Annotated in this window: 17 protein-coding genes; 11 read left to right on the forward strand and 6 right to left on the reverse strand. The window is 66.5% G+C overall.

Features of this window, described 5'->3' with window-relative positions; all coding sequences use genetic code 11:
* The first annotated feature begins 88 nt into the window (after positions 1 to 88).
* Positions 89 to 1,747 (forward strand): sensor histidine kinase, encoded by a 1,659-nt coding sequence (locus VSR68_RS18445; protein WP_342941201.1) that lies wholly within the window; start codon positions 89 to 91, stop codon positions 1,745 to 1,747.
* 24 nt (positions 1,748 to 1,771) lie between these two features.
* Here the strand turns inward: VSR68_RS18445 and VSR68_RS18450 are convergent, their stop codons facing one another.
* A complete protein-coding gene (locus VSR68_RS18450; RefSeq protein ID WP_087732708.1) occupies positions 1,772 to 2,095 on the reverse strand; it encodes a hypothetical protein in 324 nt (107 codons plus the stop codon).
* A 138-nt stretch (positions 2,096 to 2,233) separates the two neighbouring features.
* On the reverse strand, positions 2,234 to 2,815 hold the full coding sequence (locus VSR68_RS18455; RefSeq protein WP_087732709.1) for a DJ-1/PfpI family protein: 582 nt from the start codon (positions 2,813 to 2,815) through the stop codon (positions 2,234 to 2,236).
* 180 nt (positions 2,816 to 2,995) lie between these two features.
* On the opposite strand from VSR68_RS18455, the gene VSR68_RS18460 reads away from it, so the two are divergent.
* The 4 genes from VSR68_RS18460 to VSR68_RS18475 all read left to right on the forward strand — a co-directional run bounded on the left by VSR68_RS18460 (position 2,996) and on the right by VSR68_RS18475 (position 7,583).
* Positions 2,996 to 3,469, forward strand: a complete 474-nt coding sequence (locus tag VSR68_RS18460; RefSeq protein WP_428983531.1) for a hypothetical protein — start codon at positions 2,996 to 2,998, stop codon at positions 3,467 to 3,469.
* Positions 3,470 to 3,576: 107 nt separating this feature from the next.
* Positions 3,577 to 4,035 carry an Rrf2 family transcriptional regulator gene (locus VSR68_RS18465; RefSeq protein WP_342941202.1) on the forward strand — a complete coding sequence of 153 codons (459 nt, stop codon included), beginning with the start codon at positions 3,577 to 3,579 and terminating at the stop codon, positions 4,033 to 4,035.
* Positions 4,036 to 4,130: 95 nt separating this feature from the next.
* Entirely contained in the window at positions 4,131 to 4,775 is a 645-nt protein-coding gene (locus VSR68_RS18470) for an NAD(P)-dependent oxidoreductase (protein ID WP_342941203.1), read from the forward strand.
* Between the two features lie 165 nt (positions 4,776 to 4,940).
* Entirely contained in the window at positions 4,941 to 7,583 is a 2,643-nt protein-coding gene (locus tag VSR68_RS18475) for a mechanosensitive ion channel family protein (RefSeq protein WP_342941204.1), read from the forward strand.
* 97 nt (positions 7,584 to 7,680) lie between these two features.
* On the opposite strand, the gene VSR68_RS18480 is transcribed toward VSR68_RS18475, so the two are convergent.
* The gene (locus VSR68_RS18480; RefSeq protein WP_428983532.1) at positions 7,681 to 8,319 is read right to left on the reverse strand and encodes a cysteine dioxygenase; all 639 of its coding nucleotides are present in this window, start codon (positions 8,317 to 8,319) and stop codon (positions 7,681 to 7,683) included.
* A gap of 132 nt (positions 8,320 to 8,451) precedes the next feature.
* Between VSR68_RS18480 and VSR68_RS18485 the strand changes: the two genes are divergently transcribed.
* Both VSR68_RS18485 and VSR68_RS18490 read left to right on the forward strand, forming a co-directional pair.
* Positions 8,452 to 8,934: an Lrp/AsnC family transcriptional regulator gene (locus tag VSR68_RS18485; protein ID WP_087732714.1), complete on the forward strand. Its 483-nt coding sequence runs from the start codon at positions 8,452 to 8,454 to the stop codon at positions 8,932 to 8,934.
* A gap of 132 nt (positions 8,935 to 9,066) precedes the next feature.
* Entirely contained in the window at positions 9,067 to 9,270 is a 204-nt protein-coding gene (locus tag VSR68_RS18490) for a hypothetical protein (protein WP_342941205.1), read from the forward strand.
* A gap of 94 nt (positions 9,271 to 9,364) precedes the next feature.
* Here the strand turns inward: VSR68_RS18490 and VSR68_RS18495 are convergent, their stop codons facing one another.
* On the reverse strand, positions 9,365 to 11,893 hold the full coding sequence (locus tag VSR68_RS18495; RefSeq protein WP_342941206.1) for an FUSC family protein: 2,529 nt from the start codon (positions 11,891 to 11,893) through the stop codon (positions 9,365 to 9,367).
* A gap of 224 nt (positions 11,894 to 12,117) precedes the next feature.
* Between VSR68_RS18495 and recC the strand changes: the two genes are divergently transcribed.
* From recC to recD, 3 genes are read left to right on the forward strand one after another with little or no spacing between them, the layout of a single operon-like run.
* Positions 12,118 to 15,507 (forward strand): exodeoxyribonuclease V subunit gamma, encoded by a 3,390-nt coding sequence (gene recC / locus VSR68_RS18500; protein ID WP_342941207.1) that lies wholly within the window; start codon positions 12,118 to 12,120, stop codon positions 15,505 to 15,507.
* Positions 15,504 to 19,232: an exodeoxyribonuclease V subunit beta gene (gene recB / locus VSR68_RS18505; protein WP_342941208.1), complete on the forward strand. Its 3,729-nt coding sequence runs from the start codon at positions 15,504 to 15,506 to the stop codon at positions 19,230 to 19,232. The genes recC and recB overlap by 4 nt, the downstream gene beginning before the upstream one ends.
* Positions 19,229 to 21,253, forward strand: coding sequence for an exodeoxyribonuclease V subunit alpha (recD, locus tag VSR68_RS18510; RefSeq protein WP_342941209.1), 2,025 nt, complete (start codon positions 19,229 to 19,231; stop codon positions 21,251 to 21,253). The genes recB and recD overlap by 4 nt, the downstream gene beginning before the upstream one ends.
* Before the next feature lie 566 nt (positions 21,254 to 21,819).
* On the opposite strand, the gene VSR68_RS18515 is transcribed toward recD, so the two are convergent.
* Positions 21,820 to 22,479, reverse strand: coding sequence for a VC0807 family protein (locus tag VSR68_RS18515; RefSeq protein WP_342941315.1), 660 nt, complete (start codon positions 22,477 to 22,479; stop codon positions 21,820 to 21,822).
* A 183-nt stretch (positions 22,480 to 22,662) separates the two neighbouring features.
* On the opposite strand from VSR68_RS18515, the gene arfB reads away from it, so the two are divergent.
* Positions 22,663 to 23,070 carry an alternative ribosome rescue aminoacyl-tRNA hydrolase ArfB gene (gene arfB / locus VSR68_RS18520; protein ID WP_342941210.1) on the forward strand — a complete coding sequence of 136 codons (408 nt, stop codon included), beginning with the start codon at positions 22,663 to 22,665 and terminating at the stop codon, positions 23,068 to 23,070.
* Positions 23,071 to 23,157: 87 nt separating this feature from the next.
* Here arfB and VSR68_RS18525 read toward each other — a convergent pair whose 3' ends face one another.
* On the reverse strand, positions 23,158 to 24,432 hold the full coding sequence (locus tag VSR68_RS18525) for an EAL domain-containing protein (protein WP_342941211.1): 1,275 nt from the start codon (positions 24,430 to 24,432) through the stop codon (positions 23,158 to 23,160).
* Positions 24,433 to 24,721: the final 289 nt, after the last annotated feature.

Below are 24,721 nucleotides of genomic sequence, written 5' to 3' on the forward strand. Positions count from 1 at the left end.
GGATGGCGTTTTGTCATCAGAACCGATCGCCGACATAATGTGCCGTCCCCGGCGCAACCCGCCGGCTTCCGATTCTTCCGGCGCGCGCATGAGACTCACCACCAAAGGGCTGCTGCTGATCGCGATACCCGCCGTATTCGAACTCGCGCTGCTGCCGGGGCTGCTGAAGGCGCAGTCGGACGCCGATCAGGCCGAACGGTGGAGCGTGCACAGCCAGGACGTGCTGCATCAGACGGCGAACATTCTGGCGCCCGTGCTGCTGGAATCGGTGCGGCTGCGCGGGGTCGTCGTGAGCGGCGCGCGCGATATCGCCACGCCCGTCACGCTGTGGATGGACGTCGACCGGCGCATCGACCGGCTCGCCGAACTCGTCTCCGATAACCCGGCGCAGGTCGAGCGCGCGGTGCAGATACGCCAGTCCGTGCAGGCGTACCGGCAATGGTCGGATCGCGTGCAGGACCTGATCCGCTCGGGGCGCCGGCGTGACGTGCTGCAACGCTTTCGCGACCTCGCCGTGACCGACGTGCTCGACCGCTTCCGTTCGCAGGTCGCCGAGTTCCAGGCGGAGGAGCGGCGTCTCGATTCGGTGCGCTCGGCGGCGGCCGCGGAGGCGCGCTCGCGGCAGCAGTCGCTGATCGTCGCGGCGGTGGTCAGTTCGCTCGTGTTCGTCGCAATCGCGTTCTGGATGTTCGCGCGCGGCGTGCGCGCCCGGCTCGCGCTGCTGTCGGACAATGCGAGTCGCCTCGCGAGCAACGAGCCGCTTGCGCCGCTCGCGCCGGGCAGCGACGAGATCGCGCGGCTCGATCTGATGCTGCACGAGACCAGCCGACGCTTGCTCGAATCGGAGCGCCAGCAGGCGCGTTTCCGGTCGGATCTGCGCCGCCACGCCGCCGAGCAGGCGCACACCAACGAAACGCTGCACCAGCAGACGCAGGAGAACGAGACGTTCATCTACAGCGTGTCGCACGATCTGCGTGCGCCGCTCGTGAATCTACAGGGCTTCTCGAAGGAACTGATCCATGCATGCGATGATCTGCGCGCGGCCGTGCGGCAGTCGTCGCTGACGCGGCAGCAGCGCGAGCATGTCGAGCAACTGATTGACGAAGACATCGGCGAAGCGCTGCATTTCCTCCAGACGGCCGTGCTGCGCGCATCGCACATCATCGACGCGCTGCTGCGGCTGTCGCGGGTCGGCCGCGTCGAGTACCGGCGGCAGCAGGTCGACGTGCGCGACATCGTGCAGCGCGTGATCGACGCCATGCAGGCGACGATCCGCGATCGCGGCGCGCGCATCGTCGTGCAGACGCTGCCGCCCGTGTGGGGCGACCCGACCGCGCTCGAACAGGTCTTCGCGAACCTGATCGGCAATGCGATCAACTATCTGAGCCCGGCGCGCTCGGGCGTCGTCGAGATCGGCGCGACGACCGCACCGCCCGGCGTGCAGACGCTGCGAATCTTCTACGTGAAGGACAACGGGCGCGGCATTCCCGACATCGCGATGCCGCGTCTCTTCAACGCGTTTCAGCGGCTGCACGGCAACGTCGCGGCGGGTGAGGGAATCGGTCTTGCGCTCGTGCGTCGGATGGTCGAGCGGCACGGCGGGCGCGTGTGGGTGGAGTCGAAGGAGGACGTCGGAACGACGTTTTATGTGGCGTTGCCGGACGCCGCGCCGGCGACGTCGGGCGAAGAGCAGCAAGACGTCGCGCTCACGAACGCCGCGCAGGTGCTGCGAGCCGAAGCGCGCTAGCGCGGAGCGCGCAGGGAGTGAACGTCAGGTCGCCGAAAACAGCCGGCGCGGCCTGAGCAGCTTGCTGCCGCGAATCGACCAGTAGCAGCTGGCCGCGATCAGGAGCAGCGCGCCCGCCAGAATGAACGAGGGTGAGACGCGGAGGGCCCCGGCGCCCAGCGCGAACAGCCCGCGCACGACGACGAGCAGCGCGGCCCAGAACGACAATACGGCCTGTGCGAGCAGCCGTGTGCCCGTGAAGCGCCGCGCGCGGTTTTCAATCGACCAGCTGGCGGGCGCGCGCGAGCAGAAGAACGTCAGCGAAATCAGCGCGACTGCAAGAATGATTACCCAATTAGTGAGATCCATGGTAGAGCCCTTCAAAAAGTCAACCTGCGACTTTAGGGGGCGCTACGCATGGCAGATATCGGAGAAGTCTCAATCTGGACTGTGAGCGGCAGCGTGCCGCACGACCAGGCCGGGCGCGAACCCGGCCATCGACACGCATCAAAGTTCGATGCGCGTGCCGAGCAGGACGAGGAATTGCCGCAGCCATTCCGGATGCGCGGGCCACGCGGGCGCGGTGACGAAATTCGCATCGGTGACGGCTGCGTCGATGGGGATATCCGCGTAGTCGCCGCCCGCCAGTTTCACTTCCGGCGCGCACGCCGGATAGGCCGAGATGCGCCTGCCGCGAATCACGTCGGCGGCGGCCAGCAGCTGAGCCGCGTGGCAGATCGCCGCGATCGGCTTGTTGCCTTGCGCGAAGTGGCGCACGAGATCGATCACTTTCGCGTCGAGGCGCAAATATTCCGGCGCGCGTCCGCCCGCGATCGCGAGCGCATCGTATTGCGACGCGTCGATGTCGTCGAATGCGGCGTTCAGCGTGAACTGGTGGCCGGGCTTCTCGGAGTACGTCTGGTCGCCCTCGAAATCGTGGATCGCCGTCTTCACGCGTTCGCCTGCGCGCTTGCCGGGGCAGACGGCGTCGACGGTATGGCCGACTGCCTGCAGCGCCTGAAACGGCACCATCGTTTCGTAATCCTCGGCGAAGTCGCCCGTGAGGAACAGAATCTTCTTTGCTGCCATCGCATGCCTCCAGTCGTTGAGGGGAAGACGTCGAACGTCGGCCAGTCTACCCCAGCACATTTGACAACACCGCGAACGATCGCCTGATGGCCCGTCTCGAACGGAGTCGGTGACAGGCAACGGCGTATCATTGAGGCGTTTTAGCATCACGAGGCCGCTCGACGCGGCTCATACGCAACGATGACACCGATCAAACCCATCTCGCGCCGTCCGCTCGTCCGCTCGACGCTGTTCGCCGCCATGCTGCTCGCGGGCCTTACTGCGTGCCAGAAGAACGATGCGTCCGCAGGCCAGACGCCGTCGGGCCTCAACAATATCGGGCAGCAGGCCGGCCAGAAACTCGATCAGGCGGCGAGCTACGTCGGCCAGCAGGTCGATGCCGCGAAGGCGACGGCGCAGCAGAACCTGGACGCGGCCGCATCCGGCCCGTCGATCAAGCTCGATCCGGGCGATCTCGCGTCGCAGGCGCAAGCCAATCTGCAGGGCGCGGCGAGCGCGACGAACGCGGCCGTCGCCAAGGCGATGAGCTCGACGGGCGCCGGGCTCGAGACGGCGGGACGCAAGCTCCAGCAATGGTCGAGCGAAACGTCGGCGAACTCGCAGTCGTCGTCCACCGACAGCGGCAGCGACGCGCAGAAACAGATGGACAAATGAGCCCGCGCTTGACCGGAACCGGTAAGTGTAACTATCATGGTTTCATATCGTCGATCGAGACGGTGCGTAAGTGCGCGTGCGTAACGCGCATCGGATGATCTACCGCTGTGAATACGAGTAGCCGGTTTGCCTTTGCGGTTCATGTGCTCGCGTTGCTGTCGTTGCAGCAGGGCGTGCCGTTGTCGTCGGAGATGATCGCGGGCAGCGTGAACACGAACCCCGTGCTGATCCGTCGGCTGCTCGCGATGCTGGCCGAAGCGGGGCTCACCACGTCGCAACTGGGCGCGGGCGGCGGCGCGCTGCTTGCGCGCGAGCCGCGCGACATTACGCTGCGCGACGTTTATCGCGCCGTCGACGATGCGCAACTGTTCGCGATGCATCGCGAGACGCCGAACCCGGCATGCATGGTCGGCCGCAACATTCAGACGGTGCTGACGGGCGTCATCGACGATGCGCAGCAGGCGCTCGAGTCGTCGCTCGCGTCGCGCACGCTGGCGGACGCGACAGCCGACGTCGTGCGCGCCGAACGTACGCGCGAACGCAAGCGAAAAGCCGCGAGCGGCTGAACAAAAGCCGAGCGCTGCAAACAAGGGGCCGAGCCCCGATTTTTTTAACGATATATGTAATCAACAAGGTTACATTTAAAGAAAGGACTATCGACATGAGCAAGACAGTGAAGATCGCGCTGTTCGGCGCAACGGGCATGATCGGCTCGCGCATTGCGGCGGAGGCGGCGCGTCGCGGGCATCAGGTGACGGCGTTTGCGCGCAATCCGGCGCGCGTGCCGGCGGACGTCGCGAACCTGAAGGCGGCGCAGGCCGACGTCACGGATGCGGCGAGCGTGGCGGCAGCGGCGCGTGGGCACGATGTCGTCGCGAGCGCGTATGCGCCGCCGATGGACGACGTTGCGCTGATCGGCAAGGCGACGCGCGCGCTGGTCGACGGCACGCGCGAAGCGGGCATCAGGCGTCTCGTCGTGGTGGGCGGCGCGGGCTCGCTGGAAGTCGCGCCCGGCAAGCAGCTCGTCGATAGCGAAGGCTTTCCGGAGGCCTACAAGGCAATCGCGCTCGCGCACCGCGACGCGCTGCCGATCCTGCGCGCGAGCGCTCTCGACTGGACCTTCTTCGCGCCCGCCGCGCTGATCGCGCCGGGTGAGCGTAAGGGCACGTTCCGCACGGGCGCGGGTTCGCTGATCGTCGACACGCAGGGCAACAGCAGCATTTCGGCGGAAGACTACGCGATCGCGTTCGTCGACGAACTGGAGCAGGGCCGTTTCGTTCATCAGCTCGCGACGGTCGGGTACTGAGGGCTTCGAAACATCCGCCGGCACGCGCGCGAACTGCACGCGGCGTGCCGGAGCGCGTCTGACGGCGTCGCGCAAGTGCACTAACATTCGGTTACGCATCTGGAAGGTTTCCCTCGACGACACCCGCTAAACTTGGCGTCTTTCCCGTTCCTGTCACGGATTGCCATGAAGTCATGCCTTGCGCGGCGTGAATCGCGGGCTGCGCCGTTATGCGGCGGGCTTCTGGCGATTGACGCCGTTTTTCGCTTTGTTTTCCGTATTTTGTCGCGCGAGCGCCTATCCGGCCTCATGTGCGATTTCACGCGCGATTTCACCCGCGATCGCCTTCGCTTGCGCTCGCTCGTGTATGCCGTCTGCGTATGGCTTGCGATCGCGAGCGCCGGCGTCGCGTTGCCGGGCGTAGCGCACGCTGCGGGCCCGGCCAGCGGCACGCCGATGATCCCCGCGCTGCAAAGCCTGATCAACAGTGCGACGGTGTCGTCGGCGGCGCCCGCGTCGAGCGCTTCGGCGGCGGATGCAGCGTCGGCGCCGTCGCCTGCGAGCCAGGCCGAGATGGCGAAATCGCTCGACAGCGTAATCACGACGCTCGACAACGACCGCCAGCGCACCGCACTCGTCGCACAACTGAAGAAACTGCGCGATGCAACGAAAAACGTCGCGCCCGCAGCGGCCGCACAACCGAGTCCCGGGTTGCTCGGCGCAATCGCGGCGGGCATCGCGTCGTTCGAATCGGACGTGCATCAGGGCCGCTCGCCGCTCAACTACTGGTCGGGCCGCTTCAACGCGGCGGCCAACGAAATCTATACGATCGTCACGAGCCAGGGGCGCGAGCACTTCGGCCGCCTGCTGCTGAACATGTTCGCGGTGCTGGCCGGCTGGGGCGCGTGCGCGGCGGGTCTCATCTACATTCAGCGCAGGGTGCATGAGCGGTTCGGCATCGTGGTGCGGCTCGATGCCAATCCGACCACGCGCGATCTGCTGATCTTCGCGCTGCGTCGCGTCGGACCGTGGATCATCGCATTCGTCGCCGCGCTGATGTTCGTGCGCGCGATGCCCAATTCGCTGGGCCGCACGATCGCGATGGTGATCGCGTATGCGATCGTCGCGGGCGCGGTGTTCTCGGCGATCTGCCTGATCATGTTTTCGCTGTTCGGTTCGGGCCATCGACGCGCGGCCGTGCGCCTGCTGATCGAACAGGCGCGCCGGCTGCTGTTCGTGATCGGCATCTGCAGCGCGCTCGGCGATGCCGCCGTCAACTACGACGTCGCGCATGAACTCGGCACGAATCTCGCCGCGCTGGTGTCGACGGTATCGAACATGACGGCGGCCGTGCTGACCGCGTATTTCGCGCTCGCGTTTCGCCGGCCCGTCGCGCATCTGATCCGCAACCGCGCGTACGAACAGCGGCACGACCACAAGGCAGCGACCGACGCATTCGACGTGCTCGCGTCGCTGTGGCACGTGCCGATGCTCGTGCTCGCGACGGCATCGGTGATCGCGACGATCGGCGGCATCGGCAGCGGCGAGAACGTGCTGCAGATTTCCGTCGTGACGGCGCTGCTGCTCGTGCTGGCGTTTTTCCTGTCGGCGATCGTGCTGCGCGTGACGCGGCCGCGCAGTGCGCGCCGCCGTCGGCGCTCGCCGTATCTGACGCGGCTGTTGCGCTTCGTCGGCACGTTGCTGACGCTCTTCGTCTGGCTCGCGTATTTCGAGTTCGCGTCGCGCCTGTGGGACGTATCGCTCGCGCAGATCGTCGAGGAGAGCGTGACCGCGCGCGGCATCGCGCACGCGCTGACGGCGATCCTGATCACGCTGTTCGTGTCGTGGCTCGTGTGGATTCTGATCGACACGGCGATTCAGGAAGCCGTCAATCCGAGCAGTCCGCGAAACAGGTCGAAAAATCCGAGCATGCGCGCGCGAACGATGCTGCCGCTCGTGCGCAACGTGCTGTTCGTGACGATCCTGACGATCGCGGGCATCGTCACGGCGGCCAATCTCGGCATCAACGTGACGCCGCTGCTCGCGGGCGCGGGCGTGATCGGTCTCGCGATCGGCTTCGGCGCACAGTCGCTGGTGAGCGATCTGATTACGGGCCTCTTCATCATCATCGAGGACACGATTTCGGTCGGCGACTGGATCGACATCGACGGCGGCCATGCGGGCACCGTCGAGTATCTGTCGATCCGCACGGTGCGGCTGCGCGACGGCCAGGGCGCGATTCACGCGATTCCGTTTTCACAGATCAAGATCGTGAAGAACCTGTCGCGCGATTTCGCGTATGCGGTGTTCGAGGTGCGCGTGCCGTTCTCGGCGGACGTCGATCAGGTGACGCAGCTGATACGCGCGGTCGGCGCGGATCTGATGGCCGATTTCCGCTACCGGCGCGAGATGCTCGGGCCCGTCGAAGTGTGGGGCCTGGACCGTTTCGATCCGAACTGGATGGTGGTCAAAGGGCAGATCAAGACGCGGCCGCTGCAGCAATGGAGCGTCGCGCGCGCGTTCAATCTGCGCGTCAAGCGCAAGATGGACGAGGCGGGTATCGAGATTCCCGTGCCGCAGATGCGCATTCATTCGTCGCGCGACGATGCCGAAGGCGAGGCGCTGATGAACGAAGAGGCCGTGCGGCATGCGGCTCGCGAGCGCGAAGCCGCGACGGGCACGACGACGCCGTTCAGACCGAAGCAGACGGGCGCGATGGCACCCGCGCGCGACGTGTCGCATGAGCCACGGCCGGCGCCGCCGTCGACGGGACAAACGGAGGTCGTGCCGCCGCAGATTCCGACAGCGGGCGACGGCGGTAAGACTTGAGCGGAGAGTCGAGGCTGACGAACGAAGGAAGGAAAGGCGTCACGCGTGACGCCTTTCTTTTCGACAGTGTATGGACGGGAGAAGCAGCGCGCGGACTTCAGGCGGGAAGAGCCTGTGCGCTGTCGGCGATGCGCACGATGTCGTTCACGTGGCTCGCGATCCGTTCGCCGGGCACGCCATAGATGTGCAGCGAGACGGCGGCTGTGCCGCTGCGATTGCCGAGCCGATGGATGCCCGTGCGTCCCGCGCGCGTGAACGATACCGCGCCCGGCTTGCGCGACTGGTCGCGCAATGGCGTCGCGCACTCGCTGGCCGGGTTCCATTCGTAGACGGTCTCCGTCAACGTGCCGTCGATCACCGCATATCCGCACCACGTGTGATGCGCGTGAATCGGGCTTGCCTGGCCGGGCATCCAGACGAGCGCCGCTATCGCATAGCGGCCGAGCGGGTCGGCGGCGAGCAGATGCCGCCGATAACCATTGGCTGCGCCTTCGCGCTGCGCATCGGTGAGCAGCGCGGGATCGGCGGCGGCTTCCGCGAGGGCCGCGCGCACGCCGCGTGCGAAACTTGCGCGCAGCGACGGATCTTGCGCGTCGTCGCACGTGTCGAAGGCTGCATCGACGGCCGCGCACAGACGCGCGATCGCGCAATCGGGCAATGCCGCCTGAGCGAACGATGCGGGCATGGATTGTGTCAGCGAGCGGTCGAGCGTGCTCAAGCCGGTTGTGTGGTTCATGAAAGGCTCCGCGGACGTTGTTTTTAGAGAACGCTACTGCCCACATTTATACCGATTTGCGCGGAGAAAGAGTTTTCATATAATTCCCTCGTTTTGACGAGAAATAGAATAATTTTCTATCCAGGTGCAAAGATGGGAATGGACATCATTGATCGGCGGCTGCTCGAACTGCTCCAGGAAGATGCGACGATGCCGATCGCGGAACTCGCGGCCCGGGTGAACCTGTCCCAGACGCCGTGCTGGAAGCGGGTGCAGCGACTCAAGGAAGCAGGGGTGATCCGCGCACAGGTCGCGCTGTGCGATCCGCGCAAGCTGGGGGTCGGCACGACGGTGTTCGTCGCGGTGCGCACGAACCAGCACACCGAGGCCTGGGCGCAAACCTTCACGCGCGCGGTGCAGGATATTCCCGAAGTGGTCGAGGTCTATCGGATGAGCGGCGAGACCGACTACCTGCTGCGCGTCGTCGTCTCGGATATCGACGATTACGACCGCGTCTATAAACAGTTGATCCGCGCGGTGCCGCTCTACGACGTGAGTTCGAGCTTCGCGATGGAGCAGATCAAGTATTCGACGGCGCTGCCGGTGCGTGCTGCCGTGGTCGCCGATGGGCGTTGATTCATCGGGCATCACGCTTGCGCATCGGTCGGTGGCGCAGTGGGCGCGCGCGGCGGACCGCAAGCCGCGCGCAAGGTGCTTCGTCGTAGAATGCCCGCTTCGTCGAATCAACCAGCAAGCAGAGCCAGACTCATGAACGATCCGCGCAAGAAAAACTCGACGCTTGGCATTGCCGTGTTCATCGTCGTCGTCGTGTTGCTCGTGATCGCGACGATTCTTTACAACGCGATCTCCGAAAAGCACGAGTACGAGCGCGACAATCACTCCAGTTCGTCGACGTCCGCGCTGTCGGCGGCGGCGTCCGCCGTGGATGCCGCCAAGGGCGCATCGCAGTAAAGGTCGCGCCCCGGGCTTGCTACCCCGGGGCTTGCAACCGGAATCGCAACCCGCCTCGCAACAAGCGACGCAACAAGCAACGATGCAAACGGCGTCAGTTTTCGGGCAACCGGATCACGCTCGCGTCCTTGCGGATCAGAAACGACGCCGCCAGCATCTGCTTGCACTGATGCGCGAGCAGTTTCAGTTCGTGTATGGCATCGCCGGAATAGTCGGGCGCGCGCTCCGCTTCGACGACCATCGTATCGAGCTCACGCGTCAACTGCTTCGAGATGTCGGCCTGATCGGCGGGCGGCGCGCTGCCTTCTTCCGCTTGCGTGAGGTTATCGCGGATCACCGTCAGCGCGCGTTGCAGCGGCTGATGCGACGTGCCGCCCATCTGCTGCGACGACGTTCGCAGCAACGGCGCGGCCGCCGTGATCTGCGATGCGAGCACGTGTGAGCGCACGAGCAGATCGTTCAGTTCCGGCACGAACTTCTGCGCCGATTTGGGCTCCAGCATCATCCGCTGGAACGCCTGGCCGAGATTGGCGAAGGCGACGTGTACGTTCTTGCGCGCGAGCCGATAACGATAGTCGCGATCGAGTGCGCTCGCTGCCGCTGCGGCCGCTGGCGTCGGCGCCGACGATTTTGCTGCTGTCGCCGAAGTCGCGCTTGCCGGTGCGGCGTTGGGTCCCGCGCTTGGCGTCGGCATGGGCGATTGAGCCGTCGCTGCCGCCGCTGCCGCCGCTGCCGTCGATATTGCATCGGCTTGCGCTGCATTCACCGGCGCCTCATTCAGCGGCCCACCACTCACCGACGCACCACTCACCGGCGCACCACCTGCCGCGACTTCCGCCATCGCCACAGCGGGCGCGAGCGCTGCCGCTTCCGTCAGCGCGGCGGGCGCGGCGACGGCGGCGGCCGGCTTGCCGCTCCACCACCAGCTCGCTTCCAGATAGCTGCGCATCGCCGCGATCATGTTGTTCACGAGCTTGCCCATCAGCCGGTACTCCCAATACGGGAACAGATGGCTTGCCGCGATTGCGATCGCGCAGCCGACGACGGTATCGATCGCCCGCTCGCCGATGATGTGCAGGCTGCCCGGCGCGAGGAGATGGAACATCAAGAGCACATACGACGACGTGAACACGACGCTCGCCGTGTAGTTGAAGAGCAGCAGGCTGTAGCTCATCACCATCGACGCGAACATCACGACGAGCAGGATATGCGGCTCCTTTACGCTGAAGATGAGCGCGATGCTCGCCGCGCAGCCGATCAGCGTGCCGACGATACGCTGCCCGTTGCGCTGCTTGGTGAGTGAGTAGCCCGGCTTCAGGATGATGACGGTTGTCATCACGATCCAGTACGCGTTCGTGAGCGGCAAAAGGCGCCCGAGCCAGAAGCCGATGGCCACGGCGATCGTCACGCGTAGCGCGTGCCGGAAGCTGGGCGACGCCATCGTCAGATTCGAGAAGATCGAGCCGAATGGCACGCGCCGGCTCGACACGAAACGCGTGAGCGCCTGGTCGATGCGCAGCTCGGTTTCCGTCGCGCTTTCCTCGTTCGCGAGGTTCTTGCGCATCTTGTCGATCAGACGCGTCGCGCTCCAGATGCGCCGGAACGTAGCGGAGACAGCCGAATAGGCCTCCGGGTTCTTCGCGGGCAGATCCTGCTTGCGCATCAGCTCGATTTCATATTCGATCGCGCGCAGTTCCGCCTTTACGCTGATCCGCGCGCGCGGCGGCTCGTTCTGCAGCACGGCGAGGCCGATGTCCTCGAGATCGGACGCGGCCTTGCGAATCAGATCGCGATAGAAGATCAGCAGATCCGAGCCGCCGAACGTATTGCGCACGAGCGGGTAGTCGGTATGCGCGCCGACAAACTGCTCGTGCAGATCGACGATATGGATGAACAGATTGAAGAGCGTCGCGCGGCGCGGCTCGAGCCGGCCGCTCCTGAGCTTGGGCAGATTGCGCAGCACGATGTCGCGCGCGGCGTCCTGCATCGCGACGGCATCGATCTGCTTCGCGACGAGGTTGCGATAGCACTCGTCGAGGTCGTTGTCGAGATCGTAGAAGTTCGCGCGGGCGAGCAGATAGTCGGCGAGCGCGAACACGCTTTCGGCGAGCGCCTGCTGCTCGATCCGGTACATCATCCAGTGGCTCACGAGCGTCGACCAGTACGTGAACCACAGGCCGCCCACGAGTATCCACGACGCGTTGACGAGCGCCTGCAACGGCGTGAAATGCTCTTCGAGCGTCATGATCATCATGAAGAGCGTCGCGAAGCTGATCTGCGGCCAACGGTTGCCATAGACGACGATCAGCGACAGCACGAACGTGAGCGGCACGACGGTGCACCACAGCGCGATCGAACTGACGGTGGCGAGCCCCGTGGCGAGCGCGGCCAGAAAGCCGATCACGCTGCACGCGAGCATCTCGTTGTGCTTGTACTTGAGCGGACCGGGCATGTCGACGACACATGCGCCGAGCGCGCCCGTCGCGATCGTGAAGCCGAGTTCCCGGTTGTGAAAGACAATCAGGCAAAGGACGGCCGGCAGCGAAACGCCGACCGCAATGCGCAAGCCGCCGTAGAAGTACTGGCTATACAGAAACTTTTTGATTTCGACTGAATAGCGCATCGACTGCCTGATGTCTCGTGTCCGAATGTTGATTGAGGCAGATGAGGACGAGCCTCACGGGCTTCATCCGAGCCCGAACTGCCGTCGAGTCTAACTGATTTGCCCACGCCCGGACCATCGTCCGAACGGCCAGGTTTCGTTGCGTCCGATGCCTTTGCTATGCTGTCGGCTCTTCCATACATGGGCTGCACGCGAGCGCGCAGCCGCTTCTTCGCACAGGCTTTATGCTCCAGCTTTTCTATTCGAACCGGTACGATGTGCTCGTCGATGCGCTGCTCGACGGACTCGCCCAGGCGCCGTCGAGTCCGTGGACCGCGCAGCCTGTGATCGTGCCGAGCGCGGCCGTGCGGCGGCGGCTCGAACTGGACATTGCCGCGCGTCAGGGCGTGTGCGCGAACATCGATTTCGGCTATCTCGCGCAATGGCTGTGGACGCAGATCGGCGGCGTGATCAAGAAGGTGCCGGAGCGTTCGCCTTTTGCACCTGACCGGCTCGTGTGGCGCTGCTATCGCTTGCTCGGCGACGCGGATGAAGCGCGTCCGTGGAACGCGTCGCCGCGTCTGCGCAGCTATCTCGACGCCGCCGATGCGCCAATGCGTTACGAGCTCGCGCGCCGCGTCGCGACGGTGCTCGATCACTATCTGACCTATCGCCCCGAGTGGCTGCTGCAATGGCAGAAGGGCGGCTCGATCTTCGCGAGCGGCGCGGCCGACGATACGGGCCCGCGCCTCGTCGGCGCGAGTGCCGCTGCACGCGAAGACGAGCGCTGGCAGGCCGCGCTGTGGCGCTCGCTGCTCGGCGAAGTGTCGGACGGCGCGCCTTCCGCCGATGCCGCCACGCCGCCCGCGTATCGCTTCCTCGACGAAGTGCGCTCGCTCGATCTCGAAGCGATTGCGAACGCCGACTGGCCCGAGTCCGTCAGCGTGTTCGCGCTGCCGACCATGCCGCCGCTGCACATCGCGTTGCTGCGCGAGCTGTCGCGCTGGATCGACGTGCGGCTGTACGCGATGAATCCATGCCGCGAGTTCTGGTTCGATATCGTCAGCGAAGGTCGCATGCAGGCGCTCGACGTTGCGGGCGAGCTCGACTATCAGGAGGTCGGTCATCCGCTGCTCGCGGAATGGGGACGGCAGACGCAGGCGCAACTGCACATGCTGCACGAGCTGACCGAGAGCGCGGCATCGGGTGAGGCTTCGTATTTCGCGGAAAACGCGGCGCCCACGTGGCTCGCCGCCGTGCAGAACGGCATGCTCGATCTGCGCGGTGAGCGCGATCTCGATCTGAAGCCGCAGGAGCGCGGCATCGAAGTGCATGTGTGCCATAGCCTCGCGCGGCAGCTCGAGGTACTGCACGACCGGCTGCTTGGCTGGTTCGACGAGTTCGACGACCTGCAGCCGTCGGACGTGCTCGTCACGTTCCCCGATCTCGGCGCAGCCGGGCCGCTGATCGATGCCGTATTCGGCACGGCGCCCACGGGAGACACACGGCGCATTCCGTATCGCGTCACCGGCTTGCCGCCTTCGCAGGCGAACCCCGTTGCGCGCGTGCTGCTCGACTGGCTCGCGCTGCCCGAACGCAATGTCGGCGCGCCGGAGCTGATCGAATGGCTGCGCGTCGATGCGATCGCCGCGCGCTACGGCATCGACGCGGCGGCGCTCGAAGACGTTCAGGAATGGCTCGCGGCAGCAGGCGCGCGGCGCGGCCTCGCGCCCGTTACGCCCGCCGACAGCGCCGTGCCCGTCGCGCGCCACACGTTTGCCGACGCGCTCACGCGGCTCTTTCTCGGCTACGCGATGCCCGAAGGCGGCGAGCCGGTGGATGCATGGCTGCCCGTCGAAGGCGCGGATGGCTCCGATGCGGAACTCCTCGGGCGTCTCGCGAGCTTCGTCGACGACGTCGACGCGTTCGCGCGCCGTTGCGCCGACGACATGACGCCCGCCGAGTGGACGCAGCTTTTGCTCGAATTGCTCGGCCGCTGCTTCGATGGCGGCGTCGACTTTGCGGATACCCTGGCCACCGTCCGCGACGCAATCGACAAGATGAGCGAAGCGATGCGCGCGGGTGCCGGTGGCATCGCGCTGCCAGCGGCCGTCGTGCGCACCGCGCTGTCCGAAGCGCTCGACGACCCGGCGCGCGGCGGCGTTCCGTGGGGCAGCGTGACGTTCTCGTCGTTGACGAGTCTGCGCGGCTTGCCGTTCAGGATCGTCTGCATGCTGGGCATGGACGACGGCGTGTTGCCGAGTCTCGCGCGCGCCGATGAATTCGACCTGATGGCCGAGTTCGGCAAGGCGGGCGACCGGCAGCGCCGCGACGACGAGCGCAATCTGTTTCTCGATCTGCTGCTCGCCGCGCAAGACCGTTTGCTGATCGCGTACACGGGGCGAAGCATTCGCGACAACGCGCCGCTGCCGCCCGCTGCGCTCGTCGATGAACTGCTCGATCACCTCGCGCGCGTTTCGTGCGAAGAGGATGCATCGCCTGCCGACCTCGACGCGGCGCGCCGTGCGTTCATCGTCGATCATCCGTTGCAGCCGTTCGCATCCGAGTACTTCGATGCGAAGAACAGTGCGGAGAGCGGCTTGTTCACGTACGACCCCGACCGCGCGGAACTGGCCGCGTTGCTGGCCGCGCCGGCACGTGATGCGACGCCGCCGTTCTTCGCTGCGCCGCTGCCCGCCGAGCCGGACGAACGCAACCAGACTGTCGCGTTCGACGATTTTCAGCGCTTCTGGCGGCATCCGGCGCGCGCGCTGTTGCGCGACCGGCTTGGCATTGTGCTCTCCAATGCGCAAGGCGAACTGCTCGACATGGAGCCGTTCGAACTCGACTTCGCGGGCCGCGATGCGCTCGCCGAACGGCTGCTGCCCGCGCTGCTCGACGCGACTGCCGGCGACGATGCATTGGCGCGCGTGCGCCGGGTCGCCGAAGCGAGTCCCGAACTGCCCGGCGGTGCGACGGGCGCCGTATGGCGCGCGCGCGAGCTGTCAGGGTTGCGGGGGCTCGCGGAGCGCGTGCGGCGCGAAGTGGCGTCGGGTGTCACGCGCTTGCCGTTCGCGCTCGACATCGACGCGCGCTGGCCCGACACGGGCGACGTCGCGCTCTTCAGCGCATTCGACGCGCCGCTGCGCGAACGCTCGGAAGGTCCTCTGCAGCTGCAAGGCACGCTCAATCTGTTGACTGAAACGGGGCAAGTCATTTTCCGTTACGCAAGACCCAGCGCACGCGACTATCTGGCCGCGTGGCTCTCTCATCTCGTCTATTGCGCGGCGTTGCCCGAGGGCCCGCGGCGCACCGTGTGGCACGCGAGCGGCGAGTCGTTCGAACTCGCGCCCGTCGAGAAGCCGCTCGATCAGCTTGCGCCGCTCGCCGCGCTATACCGGGCAGGGCGCGCGTTTCCGCTGCGCTTCTTTCCGAAGAGCGCGTGGGCGAAGATCAGCGACAGCGACTCCGTCGCGCAGAACGCGTGGGCGAGCGACCGGGTACGCGCCGAATCCGACGATGCCGCGTTGCGCATCGCGTTTCGGGGCACGCCGCTGACGCTCGACGAACCGTTCGGCACGCTGGCGTCGGTCGTCTTCAAGCCGCTGGTCGCGCATCTGAGGAGCGCATCATGAGCGGCGCAGCCTGGATGCATGCGCCTGCGGCGCAAGAGCTCGATGTATTCGCTTGCGATCTCGACGGCGTCAACCAGATCGAGGCGTCGGCGGGCACGGGTAAGACATGGAACATTTGCGCGCTCTACGTGCGGTTGTTGCTGGAGAAGAACCTGAGCGCCGATCAGATTCTCGTCGTGACCTTTACGAAGGCCGCAACGGCGGAACTGCACGAGCGCATTCGAGGCCGTCTCGCCGAAGTGCAGCGCGCGATCGAAACAGGCGACGACGGCGGCGACCCGTTCATCGCGCGGCTTTTCGAAACGACGCTTTCCGAAGCGCGCGGCGTCGATCTCGAAGCGGCCGCAAAGGTCGTGCGCCGCGCGCTGCGCACCTTCGATCAGGCCGCGATTCACACGATTCACGCGTTCTGCCAGCGCGCGTTGCAGGAAGCGCCGTTTGCCGCCGCGATGCCGTTTGCGTTCGAGATGGAAGCCGACGATGCCGCGTTGCGTTTCGAACTCGCTGCCGATTTCTGGCGCGAGCAGGTCGAACCCGTCGCTGCGGCGCATCCTTCGTTCGCGGCCTGGCTCGTCGAGCGGCGCGCGGGCCCCGCGTCGTTCGATGAACAGCTTGCGCGGCGTCTGAAGAAGCCGCTCGCGCAACTGCGCTGGGGCCAGACAGACGATATCGACGAGCCCGAAACGGACGCGTCGGATGGTGCGCGCGAGCGCTTCGACGCAGCGTGGGCGATGTGGCGCGACGAGCGTGACAACGTCGTGCGTCTGCTCGATGGGGCGCAGGCGCGTCTGAAACAGACGTCGCACAAGCCCGACGCCATCGCCGCTGCGATTGGCGCGTGGAACGACTACTTCGCGCAGGACGACTGTCACGCCGCGCCGCCGAAAGCCGCGCTGAAGCTGACGGCCAGCGCGCTGGCGAAGGGCACGAAGAAAGATTTCGAGCCGCCCGCGCATCCGTTCTTCGCCACCGCCGACGAACTCGAGGCCGCCGCCGTCGCAGCCGAAGCGGCGCAGCATGCGCGCTGGCTTCGCCTCGTGCAGAAGTGGCTCGACTACGCGCCGCACGAGCTGGCGGCTCGAAAGCGCACGCGGCGGGTGGTGTCATTCGACGATCTGCTGTCGAACCTGCATCGCGCGCTTGCCACGCACGTCTGGCTCGCGGACGCGTTGCGCTCGCGCTATCCCGCTGCGTTGATCGACGAGTTCCAGGATACCGACCCGTTGCAGTTCGCGATCTTCAATCGCATCTTTGCGCCTGCGGGACCGCTCTTTCTCGTCGGCGATCCGAAGCAGGCGATCTACAGTTTTCGCGCGGCCGACCTGCACACGTATCTCGCGGCGCGCGCCGAGGCATCGGCGCGCTATACGCTCGCCGTCAACCAGCGTTCGACGGCGCCCATCGTCGACGCGTGCAATCGCTTCTTCGAAGCGAACCCGCAGGCTTTCGTGCTCGAAGGGCTCGACTATCACCCGGTGCGCGCGGGCGAGCGTCAGCGGCCGCCGTTCGTCGACCGCGCCGGACCCGATGACGGCGATTTCCGCGTCTGGATGCTGCCGCCCGGCGCCGCCGCACGGACCAAGCGCGACGCGCAGCGCGCGGCGAGCGAGGCGTGCGCGGCGGAGATCGTGCGTCTGTTGCGCGGCGCGCGCGATGGCAGTGTGACGATCGGCGACAAGCCGCTCGCGCCCGGCAATATCGCGGTGCTCGTGCAGACGCACAAGCAGGGTAGTCAGATCAAGCGCGAGTTGTCCGCGTGGGGCGTGGGTAGCGTGGAACTGGCGCAGGCATCCGTGTTCGAATCGCTCGACGCCGAGCAGATCGAACGCGTGCTGGCCGCCGTCGATACGCCCGGCGACTTGCGCCGCCTGCGCGCCGCGCTCGCGACGGACTGGTTCGGGCTCGACGCCGCGTCGCTGTGGCGACTCGAGCATCTCGACGACAGTGCGTCCGCCTCGGGCGGTGCCGCGCAATCCATCGATGCGATGAGCTGGGTCGAGCGCTTTTCACGCTACCGGATGTTGTGGCACGAGCGCGGCTTCGCCGTGATGTGGCGCACGCTGATGCGTGAACTGAACGTCGCGCAGCGCGTCGTCGCGGGTGTGGAAGGCGAGCGGCGGCTCACCAACGTCAACCATCTCGCCGAACTCGTGCAGGCGCGCGCCGCGACCCAGCCGGGCATCGCGCCAACGCTGCGCTGGCTGGCCGCCCAACGTGCGGGCGGCGCAGGGGGCGGCGAGGAGGCGCAATTGCGGCTCGAATCGGATCGCAATCTTGTGCAGATCGTCACTGTTCACAAGTCGAAGGGTCTCGAATACGCGGTCGTGTTCTGTCCGTTTCTCAACGACGGCGGCATGCGCGAGCCGCCGTCTTCGGGCTTGCCCGATGCGCGCGAATATCACGACGACGACGGCGCGGCCGTGCTTCACTACGGCTGCGACGACGAGCAGAAGGACTACGCGAGCCGACAGGCCACGCGCGAGCAGGCGGCCGAGCGCGCGCGCCTCGTCTATGTCGCGTTGACGCGCGCTGTGTATCGCTGCTACCTGGTGGCGGGCACGTATCTGTCGCATAACTCGGTGAAGGAATCGGCGCGCAGCGTGTTGAACTGGCTGGTCGCGGGCAGTGGACGCGATTTCGACGAATGGCTGGCGAAGCCACTCGACGAAAGCGCGATCTATCAGCGTTGGCAGGCGCTCGCGGGCGGGTCGGTCGCCGTCGGCGCGCTGCCCGCCGTCGCGCGCCGTGTGCCGCTGGAAAGCATCGCCGACGGCACTGCGCTGATGCGCGCGCGCACGAACCGGCGCACGCTGCGCGACGCGTGGCGCATGGCAAGTTTCAGCTCGCTGATCGCGGCCGGTTCGCGCGCCGAAGAAACGACGTCGGCGAACGACGAGGCGCGTCCCGATCACGACGAACTGGCCGATGTTCCGGCGCCGCTGCACGCAAGCGCATTCGATGCCGCACCGGCCCCCGTCGAACTCGCGCCCGACGATATCCTCGCGTTTCCGCGCGGCGCGGCGGCAGGCGAATGTCTGCACCGCATGTTCGAACTCGCGGATTTCTCCGATCGCAGCACATGGGCGTATGCGATCGAACGCGCGCTGCACGAGCGGCCCGCGCCCGCCACGCCCGAGCTTGCGCAACGGCTGCCGGCGATGATGCATCGTCTGCTTGGCGACGTCGTGAGCACGGACCTCGTGCCGGGCATGACGCTCGCGGCGCTCGATCCGAAGCGCCGGCTCAACGAACTGGAGTTTCTGTTTTCGGCGGCATCGCTGGATTTTCCGGCGCTGCGCGCGCTGCTTTCTGAGCACGGCTTCCCCGACGTCGCGCTGGAGCCCGGCACGCTGCGCGGCTACGTGAAGGGGTTCATCGACATGATCGTCGAGCATCAGGGGCGCTACTGGGTGATCGACTGGAAGTCGAACCATCTCGGCGATACGCGCGAGGACTACGCCGCCGCGCCGCTCGACGAAGCGATGACGAGTCACGCCTATCACCTGCAGGCGCTGCTTTATGTCGTCGCGCTGCATCGGTATCTGCGCGTGCGGCTCGCCGGCTATGAGTACGACAGGCATATCGGCGGCTATCTGTATCTCTTCGTGCGCGGCGTGCGACCGTCGTGGCGCGGCGCGGACCACGCGGCGGGCGTACATGCGCGACGGCCGGAGTACGCGCTCGTCGCCGCGCTCGACGCATTGATGGACGGAGGCACGGCATGAGCACATTCGATCAGCCATTGCCCGACGTCGAAGTGAACGTGCCCGCGCCCGCGGATTTCAGCACGGCGCTCGCCGAAGGTTTTGCACGGCGGGTGAGCGCGCTCGCGCAGCGCGGTCGCGCGTCGGCGGACGGCGTGCGCTGGGCCGCGCGCGCCGCATTCGCCGCGAGCCGCGCGACGTCGGAAGGCCACGTGTGCGTGTCGCTCGATGAACTTGCGCGGCGCTACGATGCAAACGCCGACGATGTGCGCGCCGCGCTGCTCGCAAGCGGTGTCGCAAGCGACGGCAAGGAGACGGCGCAGGCGTTGCGGCCGCTCGTCGTCGATGGGCAAGGGCGGCTTTATCTCGCGCGTTACTACGATTACGAGCGGCGGCTCGCGCAGTCGCTCGTCGGCCATGCGCGCGCGCCGCGCGGCGAAGCGCAACAGGCCGATCCCGTTTCGCGCAGCGCGTCGCCGCACGCGTTGCGCGAAAGGCTGCTGCGCTATTTCGGAGAGCCCCGGGACGACGAGATCGACTGGCAACGCGTGGCCGCCGTGATGGCGCTGTCCGGGCGGCTCACGATCGTCAGCGGCGGGCCGGGAACCGGCAAGACCACGACCGTCGTCGGCGTGCTTGCGTGCCTGCTGGATGCGCGCGCCGATCTGCGCATCGCGCTCGCCGCGCCGACGGGCAAAGCCGCGCAACGGATGCAGGAAGCGTTGCTCGCGCGCGCCGGCTCGTTGCCGCCTGAACTCGCCGTGCGTCTGCCGCAAACGTCGTTCACGCTGCATCGCTTGCTGGGCACGGGGCCGGACGGGCGCTTCAGGCATCATCGCGACAACCCGCTGCCTTATGACGTGATCGTGATCGACGAGGCGTCGATGATCGACGTCGCGATGGCCACGCATCTGTTCGATGCGCTCGCACACGACACGCATCTCGTGATGCTCGGCGACAAGGATCAGCTGGCGGCTGTCGAAGCGGGTGCCGTATTCGCCGAGCTGAGCGCGCAGCCGGCGTTCAGCGACGCAGGCGTCGGCGCGATTGCGACAGCGCTGGGCATCGACCAAGACCGGTTGCGCGTGGCGTTGTCCAGCGCCAGTCGCGATACGCAGCGCAGCGAGGCGCCGCCGTTCGCCGACGATCTGTTCGCCGCGCCGTCGGACGCAACGAGCGACGCGCAATCGCGGCCCGCGCCGCTGGCCGACTGCGTCGTCTGGCTGGAGCGCAACTATCGCTTCGGGCTGGAGTCGGCGATCGGCCGGCTGTCCGTCGCGATCCGGCGCGGTGACGCGCAGGCCGCGCTCGACGTGCTGGAGACCGATCCCGTTGCGCATCGCGCGGCGGCATTGCACGTGGATGCGGAACCCGCGCCTTCGGAGCGCACGATCCAGCGGCTTGCCGCCGGTTTCGCGCCGTATGCAGACGCGCTGGCCGCGACGCTTGGCGAAGCGGCATCCGGCACGGCGCCGCAGCCGCTTGCGCTGTTCGACGCCCTCAACCGCTTTCGCATTTTGTGCGCGACGCGCCTCGGGGCGCGCGGCGTCGATCAGATGAATGCCGCGATGGCGGCGCAGGTGCGCCGTGCCGCGCGCGTGCCGCTGACGGCGGGCGCGCAGTGGTTCGCAGGCCGTCCGATCATGGTCACGCGCAACGACTACGCGCTGGGTCTCTTCAATGGCGATATCGGCATCGCGCTGCCGGGCGCGGACGGCTCGCTGCGCGTGCACTTCCGTGGCGCGGACGGCAGCTTGCGCGCAGTGTCGCCCGCTGCGTTGCCGCCGCACGATACCGCGTTCGCGCTGACGGTTCACAAGTCGCAGGGATCGGAGTTCGATCATGCGGTGCTGATGCTGCCGTCGACGTTCAGCCGCGTGCTATCGCGGGAGCTCGTCTATACGGCGATCACGCGGGCGCGCGAGCGGGTCGAGGTGATCGGCTCGCGGGCGGTGCTGACGCGCGCAATCGCGACGCCGACGCAGCGTGACTCGGGCCTCGCTGCGCGGATCGCCGAAGCGGCGCAAGAAGGCGGTTGCTGATTCGAGACGAGGAAGGCGCGCGGAATACGGGGAGCGCGCCAGGAAGACGTGGAAGGCGGGAGGCAGACGAGAAGGCGGCGAAGCAAATTAGGAAGCCGCGAGGAAAACGGGGAAGCCGCGAAGCGAACGAGGAAGCCGCGAGGCGAACGAGGAAGGTGCGAGGCGAACGGGGAGGTGCGAAGCGAACGGGAAAGCCGCGAGGCAAACGGGAAAGCGCGAGGCAAACGGGGAAAGCGCGAGGAAAACGGGGAAGCCGCGAGGCGAACGAGGAAGGTGCGAGGCGAACGAGGAAGGTGCGAGGCGAACGAGGAAGGTGCGAGGCGAACGGGGAGGTGCGAAGCGAACGGGAAAGCCGCGAGGCAAACGGGAAAGCGCGAGGCAAACGGGGAAAGCGCGAGGCAAACGGGGAAAGCGCGAGGCAAACGGGGAAAGCGCGAGGCAAACGGGGAAAGCGCGAGGCAAACGGGGAAAGCGCGAGGCAAACGGGGAAAGCGCGAGGCAAACGAGAAAAGCGCGAGGCAAACCAAGAAGCCGCGAAGCAAATAACGCGTGCAGCAGACGGCCGCTCAGTTCGCGGCCGTCCCGCGCGACGCTTGTGCTTCGGATTCCGGCGCCTGGCCGACAAGGTCGCGCATCGTGCGCCGATACCAGAACGTCCAGACCATCAGGCCGCCGAAAATCCCATAGCCGACCACGGGCGACACCACCAGCACCCGCTCGATCGGCCAGTGCCACGCCATCCAGATGCGCAGCGAGGTTTCGGTGATGAGGCCGACGCCCCATGTGACAGTCAGCACACGCAGCGCGCGAGCGAAAGCGGGCCGCTCGCGCCACAGCATGTCGACGTGCGCGGCGCCGTTCGTCATTTCGCGGGCGACGAAGGCGCGTGTCAGGTAGAAAATGATCGGCCGGCGCAGCAGCAGCGACAGCAGGAACGCTGCGCCGATCGCGCCCGATACCAGCGACTCGCGCATCAGCAGCACGCGCGAATCGCCGCCGAGCGCCATCGCGCCGATCGACAGCACGATGCCGAGCAGCACCATCAGGGCAAGCGCATCGACGCGTCGAAAGCGCACGAGCTCGATGACGCTCCAGATCACGGGCGGCGCGGCGGATGCGATCAGGCCACCCGTCTCGCCCCAGTACGGCTGCGCGAGGCGATACGTGACCCAGGGCAACAGCAGGTTGACCACCAGTTCCAGCACCTGCGCGGGGCGCATCTTCATCACGATGATTGGCCTATGAGCTAGAGACGTCAGTATTGGCGAGATCGGCGAATTGAAGCAAATGCGTCGCGCATACTGCGAGCGTTCATGCCGTGCGGCACATGCGAGTCGTCTGATACAGCATAGCCGGTACACGATACAGCATAGCCCGTACACTTGTTTTGCATCGTCCGACCATTTGACATGACTTCACGCTATCCGATCCCGCCGAACGAAATCGAACTGACGGCCGTGCGCGCGCAAGGCGCGGGCGGGCAGAACGTCAACAAGGTGTCGAGCGCGATCCATCTGCGCTTCGACGTGCGCGCGTCGTCGCTGCCCGACGTGCTGAAGATGCGTCTGCTTGCGTTGCAGGATCATCGGCTGACACGCGATGGCGTCGTCATCATCAAGGCACAGGAATACCGGACCCAGGAATTGAACCGCGCGGCGGCGCTCGCGCGGCTCGATGCGCTGATCGACAGCGTCAGCGTCACCCGCAAGGCGCGCGTCGCGACGCGTCCGACGCGCGCATCGAAGGAGCGCCGGCTCGAAAGCAAGGCGAAGCGCGGCGATGTAAAGGCGGCAAGGCGGCGCATCGAGCACGAGTAGCACACATGCGGCGCATGGCCCGCGGCGCGCAAGTCGCGCGCGGCGAGTGTCTCCGTTGAAAACCGAGTGGTGGAAGCGGCCGATCCTTCAGACAGGACTCGCCTTGCGCAGCTCGGGCAGAAAGTCGACGCAGAACACGCGCGTGACGCCGTCGCGCTCGACGGTCACGGCGGCTGTATAGCAATCCTGGCCGTCCATCTGCGAGCAGTGCGGCCCCATCATCGCGACGCGTCCCGGTGCCGCGAGCGCATGCTTGAAGTAGGCGCGCCGCGACCAGTTGTTGCGCGTGTCGGGTACGAGGGGGGCAAGGCGCGCCGGCGGAGGCGGCGTGCCGCAGGCGGCGATCGACGGCTCCAGCTGTTCGCCGCGGTCGCTCAGTATGAACACGCGGCGCGCGTCGGGCACGAGAAAAACGGGTTGCGCGGCCTGCTCGAGATCGCCCGTCTGCATGTACACGTTCGCGCCCGCGAGCACCGCTTCCGTGAAGCCCTCGAAACCCGGACGCTGATAGCGCGAGTGCGTGCGCTCGAAGCTCGCGAAGCGCTGCCACATGTCATTGATCAGTTCGGGCACGCGTGCGTTCGCCGCCTGTATCGACGCTTTCGGATGACCGAACCAGTAACCCTGGACGAAATCGACGTCGGCCTGCATCAGCGTCATCAGTTCGTCTTCCGTCTCGACGCCTTCGGCCAGCACCAGCGTGCCCGACTGATGCAGCATGTTGATCAGATGGCCGATCAGCGAATTGTCGTTGTCCTGGCGGCCCGCGCGCGCAACCAGCGAGCGGTCGAGTTTCACGATGTCCGGCCTGAAGCGCCACACGCGATCGAAGTTCGAGAAGCCCGTGCCGAAGTCGTCGATCGCGATCAGGAACTCGCGCGGCTGCGATGCCGCGAGCATGCTGGCGACAGCGGACTCGTCGTCGGCGGGCTGTTCGAGCACTTCGATCACGATGCGCTCCTGCGGCAGTCCGAAATGCTCGGACAGCTCGTCGATGAACGGGCGCTGCGGCCAGCCCGTCTCGAACACCTGCGGCCGCGTGTTGAGGAACAGCCAGCCCGTCTCGATGCCTTGCGCCATGAAGTTCGCGACATGCAGGCAGCGCGCGAGCCGGTCGAGCGCGCGCGCATCGGCCGTCGAGCGGGTGCCCGAAAACAGCACGGCGGGCGAGATCGGGTGGCCGACGGGATCGAAGGCGCGCAGCAGCGCTTCATAGCCGACCACGCGCTGATGCGTCACCGAGATCACCGGCTGAAAGACGCTGCGCAACGTAATGGTTCGCCACGGCGCGGCCCATCCGGCTTCGTCCCGCGCCATATGCTGCAGGAGGCCAGGGAGCGTCGTATCGTCGACGTTTGGCATGACGGCAGATTTGTCCTATGCAGCGTGCGGCGCGTGCCCGGACCAGGCGACATGTCCGCGGCAGGCATGCGCAACTTCGGCGCAATGGAGGTCGGGCCCGAAGGCAGTCGGATCAATGCCCGTCACGCGCGACTCCGCTTGGTTGTGCAGCTCAGATGCAGTCCAGTTCGTCGAATCAGTCTAGCAGTTCGCATGCTTAATGAATGTTCGGGTAATCACAGACGGAGTGAGAGTCTGTGCGGTTTCGTCTTGATGTTGGCGCGGAGAAACGGTGCATTTATGGCAGCGG

Origin of the sequence: Paraburkholderia phymatum (assembly GCF_038900715.1) — a bacterium.
GTDB classification, from domain to species: domain Bacteria; phylum Pseudomonadota; class Gammaproteobacteria; order Burkholderiales; family Burkholderiaceae; genus Paraburkholderia; species Paraburkholderia phymatum_A.

Excerpts from the sequence above, each read along its gene's own strand:
- VSR68_RS18445 (WP_342941201.1), top strand. The coding sequence starts at position 89 with ATGAGACTCACCACCAAAGGGCTGCTGCTGATCGCGATACCCGCCGTA.
- VSR68_RS18450 (WP_087732708.1), bottom strand. The coding sequence starts at position 2,095 with ATGGATCTCACTAATTGGGTAATCATTCTTGCAGTCGCGCTGATTTCG.
- VSR68_RS18455 (WP_087732709.1), bottom strand. The coding sequence starts at position 2,815 with ATGGCAGCAAAGAAGATTCTGTTCCTCACGGGCGACTTCGCCGAGGAT.
- VSR68_RS18460 (WP_428983531.1), top strand. The coding sequence starts at position 2,996 with ATGACACCGATCAAACCCATCTCGCGCCGTCCGCTCGTCCGCTCGACG.
- VSR68_RS18470 (WP_342941203.1), top strand. The coding sequence starts at position 4,131 with ATGAGCAAGACAGTGAAGATCGCGCTGTTCGGCGCAACGGGCATGATC.
- VSR68_RS18475 (WP_342941204.1), top strand. The coding sequence starts at position 4,941 with ATGAAGTCATGCCTTGCGCGGCGTGAATCGCGGGCTGCGCCGTTATGC.
- VSR68_RS18480 (WP_428983532.1), bottom strand. The coding sequence starts at position 8,319 with ATGAACCACACAACCGGCTTGAGCACGCTCGACCGCTCGCTGACACAA.
- VSR68_RS18485 (WP_087732714.1), top strand. The coding sequence starts at position 8,452 with ATGGGAATGGACATCATTGATCGGCGGCTGCTCGAACTGCTCCAGGAA.
- VSR68_RS18490 (WP_342941205.1), top strand. The coding sequence starts at position 9,067 with ATGAACGATCCGCGCAAGAAAAACTCGACGCTTGGCATTGCCGTGTTC.
- VSR68_RS18495 (WP_342941206.1), bottom strand. The coding sequence starts at position 11,893 with ATGCGCTATTCAGTCGAAATCAAAAAGTTTCTGTATAGCCAGTACTTC.
- recC (WP_342941207.1), top strand. The coding sequence starts at position 12,118 with ATGCTCCAGCTTTTCTATTCGAACCGGTACGATGTGCTCGTCGATGCG.
- recB (WP_342941208.1), top strand. The coding sequence starts at position 15,504 with ATGAGCGGCGCAGCCTGGATGCATGCGCCTGCGGCGCAAGAGCTCGAT.
- recD (WP_342941209.1), top strand. The coding sequence starts at position 19,229 with ATGAGCACATTCGATCAGCCATTGCCCGACGTCGAAGTGAACGTGCCC.
- VSR68_RS18515 (WP_342941315.1), bottom strand. The coding sequence starts at position 22,479 with ATGAAGATGCGCCCCGCGCAGGTGCTGGAACTGGTGGTCAACCTGCTG.
- arfB (WP_342941210.1), top strand. The coding sequence starts at position 22,663 with ATGACTTCACGCTATCCGATCCCGCCGAACGAAATCGAACTGACGGCC.
- VSR68_RS18525 (WP_342941211.1), bottom strand. The coding sequence starts at position 24,432 with ATGCCAAACGTCGACGATACGACGCTCCCTGGCCTCCTGCAGCATATG.